Genomic DNA, 15,699 nt, shown 5'->3' with positions numbered 1-15,699 from the left:
ACATCGCATAAGTTTATACTTATATATTCCATTATAAAAAAATAATGTCAATAATTGAATTTAATTACATTAGATTGATCTGGTCCTTCATCGTTCAAATTCTGCGTATAATGAAAACATCTTAAGCGATATGGGGATGAGCAGATGCAAACCTACTTACAACACACCACGAAGTTTTGGAACATCCGTGTCGGGTCCGACGAGTTCGCCTTACATTACGGAAAGCTCGGGACAATCGGGAAAGTGCAAATCAAATCGTTCGAATCGGAGGACGTCTGTCAGAAAGAAGCGGACAAGCTGGTTCGCCAGAAACTCCGGAAAGGGTACATCGAGACCGAGATTGATTGGGACGACTTCATTTATGTCGACGACCCGGAAGTCGGTCCTGACCGACTCACCGCACACCCTCGGTTCAATGATCATTTTCAGGAGGATTTTTACTTGGATTGCACGGATGAGTACAGTCCGTTCGGCAGTGACTAAGGGGCCGACGTTCTCGTGATGTTCGAGGATGCGATTCGAAAACAGCGGGACATCGATTTTCTCGTCGGGGCGTACGACATCGTGTCGGGCTGGATGGAGCGGGACGTGTCGAGCCCGGACGACTGGGCGACATATGAATATGGCTTCGACTGTGACGTCGCTATCATGGCAAGTACGTTCGCGTCGATTAAACTGACCGGTCATCTAGACGCTGCGCTACAGGGGGAAGGTGTCGCCGCACTCGACCGCCTTATCCAGCAAGTGGAGGCCGAAGACAAACCGCGCTTTGAGTTGATGAGATCACGGTTGAACAGTTTCCCGACCTCAATTTGAAACTTTTTTAGGGAGTGCACCGTATACTAGAGGTAGAACGGGCACATGCTCCGAATCGTTAGGGGGAAACACTAATGTCAGACATAGAAACAACACCAACATCATTCAGCGGCACATTGCCGATTGAGGCACGTACCGTCTTCCGGTTGTCGAGTGCCATCTTTTATCTCATCGGCCTCGTCATCATAGGTGGACTCGTCGCCGCCGCGCTCTATTTTGACTGGCCGACGTGGCTCCAATATACGATGTACGCTTTACTCGCCATCGATCTCATCTATAGTGTGATCGACATCGTCGTCTTCCAAAAGTGGAAGCAAGAGCGGTTCACGTATGACGTGAAACCACTCGAGATCCGCCTGCATCACGGGATCATCACGACGCATGACGTATTGATTCCGATGACGAAAGTCCAATACGTCCACGCCCAGCAAGGCCCGTTGCTACGAAAGTACGGCTTGCAGACGATTACGATCGGGACGGCCGCCGGATCGCATGACATTTATGCGATTGAGGAGTCGTTCGCGAAGACGCTTCGTGAACAGATTGCGGTCTACGCTCGCATCGAGGAGGAGGATGTCGTATGACGGAAGCCGCCCTCACGTGGCATCGGCTGCCGAGTCGCGTCTTACTGTTACGGGTATTAGAGGTCATCAAGTCGTTCGCTATCCCACTCGTGTTATTGTTCGTCGTCAACAACGATTGGGAGTCCACGTTCGGCATCATCTTACGGGTCGGAATCCTGCTCTTTCTCGGGCTCGATGTCCTGCAGAAGTTCTTCGGCTGGCTCAACTTCCGGTATGCGCTCGATGAGAAGACGGTATATATCATCGATGGCAATTGGATTAAGAAAGAGAAGTCGCTTCCGCTCTATAAGATTCAAAGTGTCCATTCGAACAGCCCGTTCTTGTACCGATTGCTCGGGGTTGTCGAGTTGACGTTCGACACGAACGCGAACAGTGACGACGCCTCGTTCAAACTGGCCGGCGTCTTCCCGAACGAGGCGAAGCGGCTCGAGGACATCCTTGACCAGGTGCGTCATCGCAAGACCGAGACCGACATACCGGTAGAAGGGGAGACGGACGGGACAGTTGCACCGGTGGCGATTGAAAAACCGTCGAGCCGTTTATTGTACGCCCTCTCAACCCGAGAAATCATTATCGCCTCGCTGACGTCATTGTCAGTGTTCGCCATCTTCCCGGTCGCCTCGACAATCATCTCGTCGATTGATGACTTCATCAATCTCGACGGGACGTTCGATACGATTGGGGATTGGGTCGTCCATGCGTCAATCATCGCGATTGGTGTGCTCGTCTTAGCGGTCCTGATCTTGTCGATTGTCATCGGCATGGTCATCAATTTCTTGAAATACGGGAATTTCCGACTCGAACGACGCGGCGACCGCATTCGCGTCGAGAAGGGATTGCTCAACCGTTCCGCCAAAGAGATTCCGTACGAGAAGATTCAAGCGGTCCGGGTCAAAGAGACGTTCATCCGGCGGTGGTTCCATATCGTCGGTGTCGAACTCGTCGCAGCGGGGACGATGGACGAGTTGAAAAATGAATCATCGACCATCCTGCCGTTCGTGAAACGAGAGCGGGCAATGAATGTTTTGAACGAACACTTCGACCAGTTCGTCTGGTCTGATGCGCTCCATCGCCTGCCGAAGCGTTCGCTCTGGGTTAAACTGTTGCGCATCAGCTGGGTCGGACTGATCGTCTCGGGAGTCGTACTGTACTTCTTCCGTGAGTATGCCTGGTGGCTCATCCTGTTGTGGGCCATTATCATCGGCGGCCGTTTGTTGAGCTATATGACGACACGCTACGCCCAAAACGGTCAGTTCATAGAACTACGGACCGGCGCCTTCAACGTCACGTCGTTCTTGACGGACAAGCCGAGGATCGAACAGATTCAAGTGACGCAGACGCCGCTCCAGCGCCGTTTCGATGTATGTAACGTCCTGTTCTCGACGCGCGGTGTCTTATCACATGAATTAATCGAGGATATCCCGAAACAAGAAGCGGATGCCATGCTGAAGTGGTTCTCTCGCTATGAAGAAGAAAACATGAAACGACCGGGCTAACGCTGCCCCGTTCGTATAGTCGACGAGCCCAATCGCAACACGCGATTGGGCTCGTTTTTTTACACCTTGAGGCATTCTTTCCGACGTAACCTTAAGGGTGGAAAAAAATATGTGGATACGAAAAAACATGACGGGTGTAGGTCACACGGGCCATGCTTTCTCATGGACAGCATTAGGAGAGACTTTTGGGAGAATGATTGTGAACGTCGTTTCTCTTGGTTGGCTCGTCACGTGAATCTCACCCTCATGTAAATCGATGATGGACTTGGCGATGGCAAGACCGAGACCTGATCCACCAGTGTAATGCGCGCGTGACTGTTCCACTCTAAAAAATCGCTCAAACACGTAAGGAATGTCACGGGAGGGGATGGCATCCTCGCCGTAGTTCGTCATGTTGATAAGGACCGCTTCATCCGTATCGTCGATGAACATATCGATATACGTTCCGTCACGCCCGTAACGAATCGCATTCTCGAGTATATTCTCAAACACACGGACTAGCTTCAACGCATCCCCTTCCACGATGGGACGTTCGGCTGAGGAGCTGAATCGAGCTTCCATTCCAACTTCCGAGAGACGTAACGTCGACTGCATGATGAGCTGATTGAGCAATTCATCGAGACGGACCTCGCTTGTCTGGAGGGCGATACGGTCGTTTTGTAGAAACGTATAGTCAAAGATATCGTTAATCAAGCCTTTCAGATGGGTCGCGTTCTCATGAATGACGTGAATGTAATGACGCAACTCCACCTCGTCCCGGTAACGGTCGCTGTGAATCAAGTCAAGATAACCCGTGATCGACGTGAGCGGGGAGCGCAAGTCGTGGGCGACGTTCGTCACGAGCTCATGTTTCAAACGATCCGCTTGAAGCACTTCCTGCTCCGCTTTTGCCGCACTGTCCGAGATGGCGCGAACGGTTGCCATCAACCGGTCTAGCTCTGGCGGAACAGATCGTTCATCCGAATCACGGTCGACATGGAGTTCTTCGACAAGTGACGTCATCCGTTCAATGTGAAACTGTAAATATCGTTTGCGCTCATATTGATAAATCAACACGAGACAAACGATAACCACCAGACTGTAAAACATGACGATGACACCTTCCCGAAAATACGACAACACGATGATCAGACTCTCCACAAATCGTGATGACTCTTCAAAGTACCAGATGACAGGCAGTAACAGCATACCGCTCAGGGTGGCGACCCCGAAAGCAATCAATACATACATCAGACGTTTCCACATCGGGATGAACGTTATGACGCGCCATATATTATGTCTCAATTTTATATCCCACTCCCCACACCGTATGAATGATGACCTCATGTGGCACGACGGCATGTAATTTCTCACGGATGTTACTGATATGAACCATCACCGTCTGATTCGACCCGACGCCATGCTCTTGCCAGACCGTCTCAAATATCTCTTCAGAGCTGAACACCTGGCCTTTATGTTTCGCCAGTAAATACAAGATCTCAAATTCACGTGCCGTCAATCGAATCGTCTGATCTTGCATCGTGACAGTGTGACTGGCTCGATCGATCAGGAAGGGGCCAGCTTGCACACTTGAGGACGCGCTTGGTCGGTTATAGTTTGAACGGCGCAGCAATGCTTTGACACGTGCCATCAACTCGAGCGGATTGAACGGCTTGATGATGTAATCATCGACCCCTGTCGTCAATCCCAATATCTTATCCAGGTCACCCACTTTGGCACTGACCATTAAAATCGGGATTTGGCTCGTCTGACGCACCCGCTTACAAAATTCAAGCCCATCCATCCGAGGCATCATCCAATCTAAGATGATTAAGTCAAACGGCTCTCGGTTGAACAAGGCAAGCGCCATTTCCCCATCGGTTGCCAGCGTCGTGAGATACCCGTCATTCTTTACATACACATCAATCAGTTCTGCGATTTGGACATCATCATCCACTAACAAGATTTTTGTCATGCCTGAAACTCCCTTACGAATTAAAGTTGGAAATTCTGATATAAACGTCGGAACGGGGCAAATTGGACGACGAAACGAACGAGTAGGAACCCTAAAAGTGCGCCGAGCGCATTTGCCAATAAGTCATTCACATCTGTGCTTCGTCCACTGCCTAGTGTCGTACGTACCAATAATTGAGTCAGTTCAAGGATAAGACTGAATTGAAAACCTCGTAGGAGGACTTCTTTTTTCGTGATCGACGGTTTCAAAAATGGAAGATAGCAGCCGAACGGGAGAAACATGACGACATTTAGCACAAATGAATACACATCGATGGTCAGAATCGGAATAAAATTAATCGTTCTCCACCACGGGACTTGATTCGCATACTTTCCTAAATTGACGTCAATTGGGAAGAAGACAAAGTGAAGGACACCTAATACGTATATCCCGAACGACAAAAGCAAAAGAGTTTGCGGGACCTTTACATGTTTCTTACGAAACGACCAGACGAGTAACGTGATGAGACCGAGAATCGCGAGCGGGATAAGAACGACCCCTGATTCGATTGTGAACATGACTGAATAATCTTTATTATACATGGTATGAACCTCCTAAGAATTTGAACTGTCTTCAGTGTAGATGACGGATTTAAAGATTTCTTAAAGGTGTCATAAATGAAATCTAAAAAAGGCATAGCGCTTTGCTCTGCCTCAAACTGTTGAACAACGGGCTTAGAAACGTGGTCTCTGAATGATGTCGGACGGACAGCTATCATTCGTCACGTCAACTTCACCGTTTTTGTGTTTCTGTTACTGAAAAATGGGAACAAGTATGGTATGATGCAAGTAGAAAGAGACCGGTGCTGGACACACCGGCCTCTGGCTCACAGGCTACCACTTCAAGAGTGGCCCAGCCGCCACAATGGTTAGTGAATCAGAAAGTGACCCATCTCATTGCGCCGAGGGGGTCATTTTTTTGTGCGTTCAGACGTTGCACGATCGGATGTTTGGTGTAATACCAAATGAACGATGATCGGAGCGAGGATCGGGACGATCACATAATCGCCGACCCAGGTCCATAATTGTTCCATCCGCACCACCGCCTTCCTCCATTGTGGACTTGGCGGCTGACCCCACTATTGCTGCGTTAACCTGCTCCTTCATTATAGCAGATTCTCTTCAAAAAAGATGCTAAAAACAGGAACGTTTGTTCTTGTTTTATAAAATGAACCTTTCGTCCGAACGGGTCTCATGACTGGGTCCAAAGATGGATTTGAACCAAGATTGGCTTGCATGTCAGAAGTCAGACAGGATATAATCAATCTCGTGTGTATAACCACATGGGTGGGTGAGGGTGCCAATAAAGGATTGATTCCTATGGCAAAACAAACAGAATGGAAAACAGAAACATACGGGGGCGTGCTGAACTTTCTGGCGACAGCATACATCCCGGCCGTTCACGCGGCAATCTTGACACAAGCCGGACTCCCGTTCGAGGGAGCGCTCGTCGGAGCGATTTTGACAAGCATCATCGGAACGTTCATCGCAGGGCTGTTCAACTTGCCATTGCTCCTGTTACCAGGGATGGGCATCAACGCGCTGTTCACGTACACGCTCGTCCTGCAGATGGGGCTGAGCTGGCAAGGCGCGCTCGCCGTCTCGTTCGTCTCGGGGGCGCTCGTCGTCCTGCTGACGGTAACGAAAGTGGCGAGGAAACTCGCGAACGCGTTTCCACCGATCATTCATGACGGATTGACGGTCGGGCTCGGCCTGTTCCTCATCTTGATCGGGCTCGAGGCGGCGGGGATCGTCTCGGGCGGTGGCGGGGCACTGCTTCACATCGGAGACCTCGGGGAACGACCGGTACAGGTCGCGTTCCTGTCGCTCTTCGTCGCCATCCTGCTCTTCTTGAAGATGGGACCGAGCAGTTTCTTATGGACGATCGCGTTCGGTGTCGGCTTGAGCGCCGTCATGGGAACGCTCGACTGGACCGGCGAGTATGCGCTCACGCCGTTCTTCGTGTCATTCGGTACCGTGTTCGGCAACGTCTCGTTCGCCGAGTCGGCGTCACCGATCTTCCTTGTCGCCGTCGGCGTGTTGACGCTCGTCTTGCTGATCGAGAACATCAGCCTGATCCAAAATCAGACGCGCGCTATCGGTAAGGATGCGGACGCACCCAAAGGGCTCGTCGCCCAAGGGTTGTCGACGATGGCCGGTGCCATGTTCGGCTCGAGCCCGACCGTCTCGACGGTCGAGGTCGCGGCCGGCATCTCGGTCGGTGCACGGGGCGGCATCGCCTCGTTCGTCACGTCAGGCCTGTACGTCGTCTCGCTCTTGTTGTTGCCGCTGTTCGCGATCATTCCGGTGACGGCGATCGCGCCGGTGTTGATCATCATCGGCATGATGATGTTCCAGAACGTGAAGCATCTCCCGCTCGACAATTGGGAGCATGCCTTCCCGGCGATTCTCGTCATCATCATGATTCCGTTCACGTATTCCATCGTCGATGGCATCGGGCTCGGCTTCATCGCATACACGATGATCGTCTTGTTCAAGAAGGGCTATCGGTCGCTCAGTCCGGTCGTCGGTGTCTTGACCGTATTGTTCTTGGTTTTCTTTTCTTTACCAGTCTGGCTGTAAGATGGGGCGGTGCCGTGTATACGGTGCCGCTTTTTTGTATGATGAGACAAAGGGGTGAGGGTCTATGGAGAAAGGGTGGGTTCGTTTCAATCGGAATCGCATTTACAAAAGGGATTGGGTTATCTCGCTCTCTTGAAGCAGTGTGTGAAAAGCTTATAGACGGCAACGGCAGAATTATCAACACGTCATACAGTGAGGACGAGGGCGGAAGTAACTGGGTGACGGTTCGAACCGAGGAAGCAGCGTTTGATGTGTCGCACAGCCAGTTTTATGGATCCGTCCGCTTAACGACTACACGATTCGGTCGACGCGACCAAATCGTGACGGTGTCGTTGCGAGACGAATTGGAGTTTGACGGCCTACTTATCGATTTGGACTATGAGGACGTATTCCCCGATGAAACGAAATCGAAATCGCATGTTGAAATCAGCAAATACGTGGAGCGACTTTTGGTAGACCTTTACGGACGCGTACCATTCGCTTACGCAGTAGCGAGTCATGAGATGGAATGGGACTGGGCACCTGCGACCTTCCATCGTGAAATCGAAAGCATGGGTCATCTCCCTCTCTCCGTCGTCCCGGTCGATGGTGGCATCAACATGTATCACGGGTCGATCGCACTTGACGGAATGACACCACAACCGAATCGAATGAACAAGATTCGTCTATGAAGCGTTACAGCGACATGGTATAATTTCCTTAATTTAGAAATTGAGGAAGGCGAATGTACAGTAAATGAGGGAGACACATGAACCGGGAATCGAAAGTACGCGGCATGAGACGGAAGATCAACCAAATGACAGAGCGGGTCGAAGAGATGGCATCAACGTTTCCGACGACGTTGATCAATGGGTACTGGAACCGCAAACTACCGATTGGACAACGCGTGCTCTATTCCAAACGGTTCAAAAGGAGAGGAAAACGTGCCGTCGTCGAAACGTTGATGGATGGTGCGATTCACTTGAAGCAAATCCGCCCTGATGAGTCGTCTCGAATCGTGGTGTTATTGGACATCCCAACACACTGGTCGTCTGAAATCATCGTGTTTCACAGCGATGACACATATCGATACTTCATGCAAAACGTGGATTGGGTTCCAATTGCGAAAGACGATGAGCAAGATACATATTTACCTACACTTCCCGTCGATGTTGAGCTGAAACGCTTCACGTCCACAACCTGTGATGAGGACGGTTGGTCAGAAAGTGAGATTAGGCTATTAGAGATTTAGCGATTTACTCCATTCATTAATTACTGAAAATTCCGACAACGGATATTGGAAATTGACTAATTATTTAAAGGGGAGCTCTTTCATGATCCAACGTTTCTTACAAACAGAGCACTTCCGTCTATGAGGCGGGCACACCTGATTTTCCTGTCTGCTGTCATGGCGGCTATCGTTCTACTATCCTTATTTACCTATACTGGACAATTAGCGTATACCTTCTATCAATCACTCGACATCTCAGGCAGTGAGGTAAATGGCGTGTCAAAAGGGTGTCGTGATAAGACAAAGCTGTTTGGCATGATTGAAGTTGTCGATGTCGATCGTTACTGCCAAAGTGGAGGACCACTCGAAGAACAGTTTCAAGCAGGTGAAGATATGGGGCCAGCAGAAGGCCCGATTGATAAAGGTGGGACACCGCGTGAAAATTTAAATGACGTTTCAAGAATCAGCAACGGTACACCGTCCGAACAGGCATCAGCCTCCCGCTCATATTTGCCATATATCATTGTAATCGGGATTGCTTTGTCGGCCATCTGGATGTGGCAAAAACGTCGTCGTATACCGAGACAGTTTGAAGAGGAGTCGTCATTTGCCGAACCTCTTCAAAAAAATCCAGAAATACGTTCGAACCAGAAAAATAAGTCGACTGTCTCGTTACCTGTCTCTACCTTGCGGAAACACTTGATTCACTTCGAACAAGCATTACCCGTTCCAAAGAGACGGCTTCCGCACGAGACACTCTCCACATGGGCAGCCCGCATCGGCCTAGACGCACCGCTCCTCCCTTATTTTGAGACCCGGTATGATGAGGGGGCAGTATTGGACACGCGCCAAGCGACCATCTTTGAACGACAGCTAACCGACTATCTATCCCAAATGGAGAAGGAGTAACCCATATGACGATCCAATCAGTGCTCAATCAACTAGACCGCATTTATCTTGGAAAACCGGAGATCACCCGTCTTTGCTGCACGGCGCTCCTCGCCAACGGACACATCTTATTAGAGGACGTCCCCGGTACCGGGAAAACGCTCCTTGCGAAAAGTATCGCCAAAAGTTTCGAGGCCGAGTTCACACGTATCCAGTTCACGGCAGACCTGCTTCCGACGGACATCATCGGGACGGATTTCTTCAACGTGCAGACCCAGACGTTCGAGAACAAGACCGGGCCCATCTTCACGAACATCTTGCTGATTGACGAGGTCAACCGGGCCGTCCCGCGTACCCAATCGGCGTTGCTCGAGGCGATGGAAGAGCGACAAGTCTCCATCGGCGGTGTGACGTATCGATTGCCCGAACCGTTCTTCGTCATCGCAACCCAGAATCCGATCGAGTCGGCCGGCACATTCGCTCTCCCAGATGCACAGCTCGACCGCTTCCTCTTGTCACTCCAAGTCGGCTATCCGGGGGCGGAAGATGAGCGGAATTTGATTCTGCAGACCTTGACGAAGACGCGGCATACCGTCCACGCGCTCATGACGAGCGAAGCGTTCTTAGCGGCGCAAGCCGAGGTCGAGGACGTCCGCATCCACGAAGACGTCGTCACATATCTGCTCACACTGATCCAAGAGACGCGTCATCATCCGCTCGTCGAGGTCGGCGCCAGCCCTCGGGCGACGCTCGCTCTCGTCAAAGCATCCCAAGCGTATGCCTATATCCAAGGCCGGCAATTCGTGACGCCGGAGGATGTTCAGGCCGTGGCACCACACGTCCTATCGCACCGCTTGACGTTGACACTTGAAGGGGACGTCAAATCGACGAAACGGAACGTGCTCGACGATCTATTAGAGCGCGTCGAAGTACCTGTCGAGAAGGTGTGACGATGCGACAGGTCGAAGTCAGTTCACCGTCCCTATTAGAAGATAAACTATGGCCCGCCTATACGAGTGTGATGCTGCTAGTCGTATGGTTCCCTTATGTCTGGCCTGTCGCATATGTGTGCGGCGCTTTACTCGGGTTGATGGTGGCTCGGAACTGGATGACGAAACAGATTGAGCAGCATGTCCACGTGACGTTCAAACAAAAAGAACAGTTACTGTTCATCGAGGACACCGCTGTCTATCAGGTAAACGTAACAGGACTGAAGCGATTAAAGACGCTAGGTCTACCGCTGTCGCTTCGTTTCGGCTTACAACCAGGTTTGACGTTCACCGAGGGAGGGGGCACGCACACGATTCAAGTGATTTCGGAAGAGCCACGTTATTCGATATCGATTCAAGCAGTGAAACGTGGCCCGACTGGCGTTTCCGAGTGTGTCCTCAGCGTGAGACTGCCGTTTCGGTTAGGCGTCGTCCTACTCGTCGAACCGGTCAAGTCCTTGCCGAATTGGACCATCCTCCCGTCCATCAAGAAAATGAGTCTCTCCGACTCGAAGCAAATCCGTATCGGGGACCGAATCGTCAAACATTCCCCGCTCAAAGACCCACTGATGGTGCTAAGTTCTAAAAGCTATGAAGCGGAGCCTGTGAAACAAATCGATTGGATTGCCACAGCAAGGACTGGAAAGATGCAGGCGAAAGTGTTCCAGCGACAAAATGTGGATACGTTCACGTTGATGCTCGATTTGAACACCCCACAGGGAAACGGGTTGCATGCCCGGTTTGAAGAGTTGATTCAGCAAGCCTCGTACGTCGTCTCTTATTTAGTGAAAGAGGAATGTAAAGTCGAACTGTTCATCAATCGACTCGACCGAATCAATCAGATTGACCACCTACACATGAACGAGGGAAGAAAACAGCTCCGGCTCTCCCTCATGCGACTCGCAGTAGTCAAAGAGCAAGATCAATTCGTTGCGTCTGAGCGCTTTTCGCGCATTGTCGAAAGTCGGAAACATGCGCAAAGCGAGCTCATCACCATCAATCATGCGTTACTCATCAATCCATAGGCAAACCACTAATAAGGAGAGAATGATATGACTGATCAAGACTGTTTGAGACGATTCGTCGCCCATATCGACTGGCTCGACATACTCCGAACCATCGATGAAGCGACATGGGACACACCGGTCGCCCCAGGGAAGTGGTCGATGAAAGCCCTCATTCTTCATATGACGAACTGGGACCGCTATCTGTTGAGCGAGACGTTGCCTGCCATCCGCGAAGGAAAAGACGTTGTGTTTCCAGAGTTTGACTCCTTCAATCAACGATCCGTCGAGCAAGCGACGTCCGGCATCTCGTCCGATAAGGTCATCAAAGAATCGATTGAAACGAGACGTGCGTTGATTCAGGCCATCGAAGGACGAGGACGACTGTCCCAACAGGCGGAGGCGAAACTGTTTCCCATCATTGAAGACTTTATCGAGCATGACCACCATCACGAGCAACAAATCGACACGTTCCTACATCGCAGCGGACAGGAGAGACCATCATGAACGAACAACTATTCCGTCTCGGCGGCATCCTCGGATTAAGCCTCGCCCTCATCACGACACCGGTTCTCGCGGCAGAGACCGAGAAGACACCCGAGGCGTATGCCGACCAGCATTTTGAAGAGATTGTACTCGATTATATCCATGAGGGTCCAGCGCAATATGACATGACGACGAGTGAAAACCTATCGTTTGGCCCACTCCATCCCGTCATGACACCATCCCGGACGTATATGACGTCTGAGGAGACGTTGCCACTTGGAGAGGCGCTCGAGTTCACGGCCGAATATATCGCCGTCGTCTATCAGGACAACGTGCCGGTCAACGTCATCGGGACGTACGAAGTGGCAGCGGACGAGTTTGGCTTCTCGACGTTTGGATATGGGAAAGAGTTGGCCGTCGCCCTGGATGCGCTGGACGACCCAAAAGGCGACATTGTCTATCAAGCGCAACAAAGTGCCTGGTTCGAAGTGGACGGTGAGACGATGAGCGCGCTGACGCCGGATACGAAAAAGTTTGTCGGAGAGGACACGATTTCGCTGACTTCGTACAAAGAACTGGCCGGTAACCTATACACCGCACCTGGTGAACCGAGAGATAGCGACCGGGTCGGTGTGACAGCTGTTTCAGAGGAAGCAGCCAGGCCACAAGAACTTCGACGTTACGGGATTACCGTATTGGCGTCTATCCCGTTCATCTATCTCGTGTTCCGTCGGCGGTTACGCGGATGACAGAATCGAACGGCAAAAGGGTCACCATCGACGTAACAACCATCCGAACTTCAAAAGAGTTGCATCTTCTCTTGAAAGATCAGTTAGGATTCCCAAATCACTATGGCGAGAATTGGGCGGCGTTTTGGGATGTCATCACGGACGAGAATGGATTACCTGACATCGTGAAGTTCGTGGGGTGGGATGTATTGACGCAGCGCCTGCCGGACGATGCAGGTCATTTGAAAGCGTGTTTCACTGATTATGGGAAGGAAGCGGAACTCAAACCGTGTCATGTCATGTATGACTCGGCACGGATGGTCATCTTGCCATCCCATGCGTTACAGGAGGGGGAGGCGCTCCGCTTGATTCATCGACATGTAGCAGGCGCAACGTTCCCACTCCGCGTCGAACGAAAGACGTCAATCCGCCAACCGAAGAGACATCGCTTCTCGACCGAGCGGTGGGAAGCGTCATCCGTCACGGAAGGGATTGTCGACAATCTAGAGGCAGTCGATTCATGGCTGACGCTAAGTGATGACGAAAATCAACAAGACGTGGTGATTTTCTCGGACAAGTCGGATTGGCTCCTCAGCTATTATCCGGACGGGTTGACGCTCCAAGGCACACAAATCGAAGTGGTCGAGCCCGCAGACACCGCCGACTATGAGACATTCTTTCAACACTTGATACGGGGTGCATACCCAATCGAGCTGACATTCTGTCTAAGTGGCACATTCGGACCAACGGAGAAGGTATATCGATTGACGTTAAATGATACGAATTGGGAGCGGTTGATTGAAGAAGAGTTGTTGCCACAGCTTGACCTTCCGAAGACAAGAGGGTTTTGGCAGTCCCTTGCACGGCCGACAGAGCCACAGACAGGGGAAACATTTTTAGGGGAGTTTCATCCGAACATATTCGGAAACTTTGTATTGGCTCACAGCGCGGATGATTGTTATCATTTTTTTGACCATATAAACTTAGCGATTAAGCGGTTTTAGGTGAGAATTTGCGTTTGAGTGTGTATTCATCCTTAGAAAACCTTTACGGATCGGAGATTTATTAATGAAGTTGTATACTTGCATCTGTTGTGGCTATAAGACGATGGACGAAGAACCTCCAGGGACGTTTTCGATTTGTCCAAAATGTTTTTGGGAGGATGATGGTGTGAATCCTGATTCTTGGGGAGGCGCCAATGGTATTTCATTGCGAACGGCGCAACGGAATGTAATTTGGTTTGGCGTATCCGATGAATGGTACATCAACGAACATAGTACGAGGGAATATGAAAAAGATATGACGTGGAAACCCGTATGGGAAATGGAAGAATCTCAATCTGCGTTCATTTTAATTAATGGTGATGTCTTTTGTAAAAAAAAGAACAAGAATGTTGATATTAACCGGTTTAATGAACAATTCGAAAAGATGTTGAAACAAAATGGGTGGGTATTCGCCGGAGAGTTGAATCAATCTGAAACTTAAGTTTGAGATCCGTAGTTACCGCACACATTTCAACATAAAAAGAAAGTAGGAATAGGATTGGACTATTTAGAACATTTAGAAACCCATTGCGGCGAATTTGTCGGTGGCTACGATTTTCCCGATTTACCGGAGGACCATGTCCAAATCCTCAAATTGAAAGAGCCAAAACCATCTGACGTCGTGAGCATCTCGACACTAGGGTTACATCTGCATCCTCTTCAATTCGAGGATGGCTCCGGTGCCCATCAAGAGGTGCTGTTTCGCTTCAAACAAAAGCGTGCCGAGCAGGACATCGTCCAGTTAGCATGGCACTTAGCGACCCATGCGCTCGAGACACATCAAGCATTTGATTTAGGTGAGTACTTCAGCTTGCCGAAAGGTGTGCTCAAACGTAGTAAATTCTCATCCATCTATGTGACCACACCATTCTACTCGGATGAATCGTTTTTGGTGTACGAAGGCGATACGCAGAACGTTCTCGTCGTCTGGTTCGTCCCGATTTTCCCGTCAGAAGAACGGTTTATCGAGGAGCACGGTGCCGAAGCGTTCGACGAATTGCTTTATGAAACGGATGACGAACTGCTCGATTTGAAACGCAAACCGCTCGTCTAAACCGAATCCGTGTTAACTGACAAGCCCCCATGCGCATGCATGAGGGCTTGTTTTACATATATGGACCGTTCGCTTGGACGACGAACTGCGAATGCTCGTAGTGGTACGTGATGCGTGAGTAGTCGAAAGGCTTTCCGTTCGTCAGATGAAAGATCGTCTCGATGCGAAGCGTCGGGTCGTCCTTCTTAAGACCGAGGTACTGGGCTTCGGTCTCGTCCAACCGCCCGACCTGCATGTACATGTCCGAGAAGCCGATCGTGACGCCAAGTGCGCCTTGGACGTAATCGAAAATCGAGTCGGCGACAATCTCCCGGTTCAAATACGGCACAATCGCCTTCACGTAATACGATTTCTCGTAACAGAACACCTCGCCGTCGACATAGCGGACGCGTTCGACACGATAGACGTCATCTGTCACGTCAATACCGAGGTTCGCTGCAATCGTCTCGTCGGGCTTTGTCACCGAGACGTCGAGCACATCCGATGTCAGAATGCGGCCCCCGAGGTTGCTCTTGAATCCTTGCGTCGAGAACAGGCTCATATAACCTGGGCGGTTGTGGCGCCGGACGAAGATGCCGCTCCCACGCAATTGAAAGATGATGCCTTTTCGCTCGAGCAACTCGAGCGCTTTCGTGATTGTGCTCTTACTGACGGCATATTGGCTCATCAACTGTTCGAGGACGGGCAGTTTATCTCCTTGCTTCAAATCGTGTTGATTGATGTATTGTTCAATCTCTGCTGCAATCTGTTGGTATTTTAGCATGTGGCATCCTCACCTTGTATGATCTGCTTTGATTGTACCACGTCACCATTTCGTCGAGAATAC

19 protein-coding genes and 1 pseudogene are annotated in these 15,699 nt (G+C 50.5%); 15 read left to right on the top strand and 5 right to left on the bottom strand.

Features of this window, described 5'->3' with window-relative positions; genetic code table 11:
* The first annotated feature begins 144 nt into the window (after nt 1–144).
* The 4 genes from KNP86_RS06725 (at nt 145) to KNP86_RS06710 (ending at nt 2,896) form a co-directional block, all read left to right on the top strand.
* Entirely contained in the window at nt 145–483 is a 339-nt protein-coding gene (locus KNP86_RS06725; RefSeq protein WP_214753346.1) for a WGR domain-containing protein, read from the top strand.
* A 15-nt stretch (nt 484–498) separates the two neighbouring features.
* Nucleotides 499–816, top strand: a complete 318-nt coding sequence (locus KNP86_RS06720) for a hypothetical protein (protein WP_214753344.1) — start codon at nt 499–501, stop codon at nt 814–816.
* A 74-nt stretch (nt 817–890) separates the two neighbouring features.
* Nucleotides 891–1,400, top strand: a complete 510-nt coding sequence (locus KNP86_RS06715) for a PH domain-containing protein (RefSeq protein WP_214753343.1) — start codon at nt 891–893, stop codon at nt 1,398–1,400.
* On the top strand, nt 1,397–2,896 hold the full coding sequence (locus KNP86_RS06710) for a PH domain-containing protein (RefSeq protein ID WP_214753341.1): 1,500 nt from the start codon (nt 1,397–1,399) through the stop codon (nt 2,894–2,896). Before KNP86_RS06715 ends, KNP86_RS06710 begins: the two co-directional genes overlap by 4 nt.
* A 141-nt stretch (nt 2,897–3,037) precedes the next feature.
* Here KNP86_RS06710 and KNP86_RS06705 read toward each other — a convergent pair whose 3' ends face one another.
* The 4 genes from KNP86_RS06705 to KNP86_RS15710 form a co-directional block, all read right to left on the bottom strand.
* Nucleotides 3,038–4,180, bottom strand: a complete 1,143-nt coding sequence (locus KNP86_RS06705) for a sensor histidine kinase (RefSeq protein WP_251130439.1) — start codon at nt 4,178–4,180, stop codon at nt 3,038–3,040.
* A complete protein-coding gene (locus KNP86_RS06700) occupies nt 4,170–4,850 on the bottom strand; it encodes a response regulator transcription factor (protein ID WP_214753337.1) in 681 nt (226 codons plus the stop codon). Before KNP86_RS06700 ends, KNP86_RS06705 begins: the two co-directional genes overlap by 11 nt.
* A 20-nt stretch (nt 4,851–4,870) precedes the next feature.
* Complete coding sequence (locus tag KNP86_RS06695) at nt 4,871–5,431, bottom strand: VanZ family protein (RefSeq protein WP_214753335.1); 561 nt, start codon at nt 5,429–5,431, stop codon at nt 4,871–4,873.
* 368 nt (nt 5,432–5,799) lie between these two features.
* The gene (locus tag KNP86_RS15710) at nt 5,800–5,922 is read right to left on the bottom strand and encodes a hypothetical protein (RefSeq protein WP_255417482.1); all 123 of its coding nucleotides are present in this window, start codon (nt 5,920–5,922) and stop codon (nt 5,800–5,802) included.
* Nucleotides 5,923–6,208: 286 nt separating this feature from the next.
* Between KNP86_RS15710 and KNP86_RS06690 the strand changes: the two genes are divergently transcribed.
* From KNP86_RS06690 to KNP86_RS06640, 11 genes and pseudogenes are all read left to right on the top strand, one after another.
* A complete protein-coding gene (locus KNP86_RS06690) occupies nt 6,209–7,471 on the top strand; it encodes an NCS2 family permease (RefSeq protein WP_214753333.1) in 1,263 nt (420 codons plus the stop codon).
* Nucleotides 7,472–7,509: 38 nt separating this feature from the next.
* Nucleotides 7,510–8,142, top strand: coding sequence for an Imm64 family immunity protein (locus tag KNP86_RS06685; protein WP_214753331.1), 633 nt, complete (start codon nt 7,510–7,512; stop codon nt 8,140–8,142).
* A 77-nt stretch (nt 8,143–8,219) separates the two neighbouring features.
* Nucleotides 8,220–8,702 (top strand): DUF3916 domain-containing protein, encoded by a 483-nt coding sequence (locus KNP86_RS06680; RefSeq protein ID WP_214753329.1) that lies wholly within the window; start codon nt 8,220–8,222, stop codon nt 8,700–8,702.
* Between the two features lie 255 nt (nt 8,703–8,957).
* Nucleotides 8,958–9,590, top strand: coding sequence for a hypothetical protein (locus KNP86_RS06675; protein ID WP_353048155.1), 633 nt, complete (start codon nt 8,958–8,960; stop codon nt 9,588–9,590).
* A 5-nt stretch (nt 9,591–9,595) separates the two neighbouring features.
* Nucleotides 9,596–10,519, top strand: coding sequence for an AAA family ATPase (locus tag KNP86_RS06670; RefSeq protein ID WP_214753327.1), 924 nt, complete (start codon nt 9,596–9,598; stop codon nt 10,517–10,519).
* A gap of 2 nt (nt 10,520–10,521) precedes the next feature.
* Entirely contained in the window at nt 10,522–11,583 is a 1,062-nt protein-coding gene (locus KNP86_RS06665) for a DUF58 domain-containing protein (RefSeq protein WP_214753326.1), read from the top strand.
* A 27-nt stretch (nt 11,584–11,610) separates the two neighbouring features.
* Complete coding sequence (locus KNP86_RS06660) at nt 11,611–12,069, top strand: DinB family protein (RefSeq protein ID WP_214753324.1); 459 nt, start codon at nt 11,611–11,613, stop codon at nt 12,067–12,069.
* The gene (locus KNP86_RS06655) at nt 12,066–12,797 is read left to right on the top strand and encodes a hypothetical protein (RefSeq protein WP_214753322.1); all 732 of its coding nucleotides are present in this window, start codon (nt 12,066–12,068) and stop codon (nt 12,795–12,797) included. Before KNP86_RS06660 ends, KNP86_RS06655 begins: the two co-directional genes overlap by 4 nt.
* Complete coding sequence (locus KNP86_RS06650) at nt 12,794–13,780, top strand: barstar family protein (RefSeq protein WP_214753321.1); 987 nt, start codon at nt 12,794–12,796, stop codon at nt 13,778–13,780. Before KNP86_RS06655 ends, KNP86_RS06650 begins: the two co-directional genes overlap by 4 nt.
* Before the next feature lie 64 nt (nt 13,781–13,844).
* Nucleotides 13,845–14,093 (top strand): annotated as a pseudogene (locus KNP86_RS15670) (CPCC family cysteine-rich protein); the annotation flags it as partial.
* A 225-nt stretch (nt 14,094–14,318) separates the two neighbouring features.
* Nucleotides 14,319–14,873 carry a suppressor of fused domain protein gene (locus tag KNP86_RS06640; RefSeq protein ID WP_214753318.1) on the top strand — a complete coding sequence of 185 codons (555 nt, stop codon included), beginning with the start codon at nt 14,319–14,321 and terminating at the stop codon, nt 14,871–14,873.
* A 52-nt stretch (nt 14,874–14,925) separates the two neighbouring features.
* Here KNP86_RS06640 and KNP86_RS06635 read toward each other — a convergent pair whose 3' ends face one another.
* On the bottom strand, nt 14,926–15,636 hold the full coding sequence (locus tag KNP86_RS06635; RefSeq protein WP_214753316.1) for a GntR family transcriptional regulator: 711 nt from the start codon (nt 15,634–15,636) through the stop codon (nt 14,926–14,928).
* Between the last annotated feature and the right edge of the window lie 63 nt (nt 15,637–15,699).

The organism is Exiguobacterium sp. s16 (assembly GCF_018618115.1).
Classification (GTDB): Bacteria; Bacillota; Bacilli; order Exiguobacteriales; family Exiguobacteriaceae; genus Exiguobacterium; species Exiguobacterium mexicanum_A.
The sequence above is the reverse complement of the archived record's forward strand: the minus strand, read 5'-3'. Positions and strand labels throughout refer to the sequence as shown.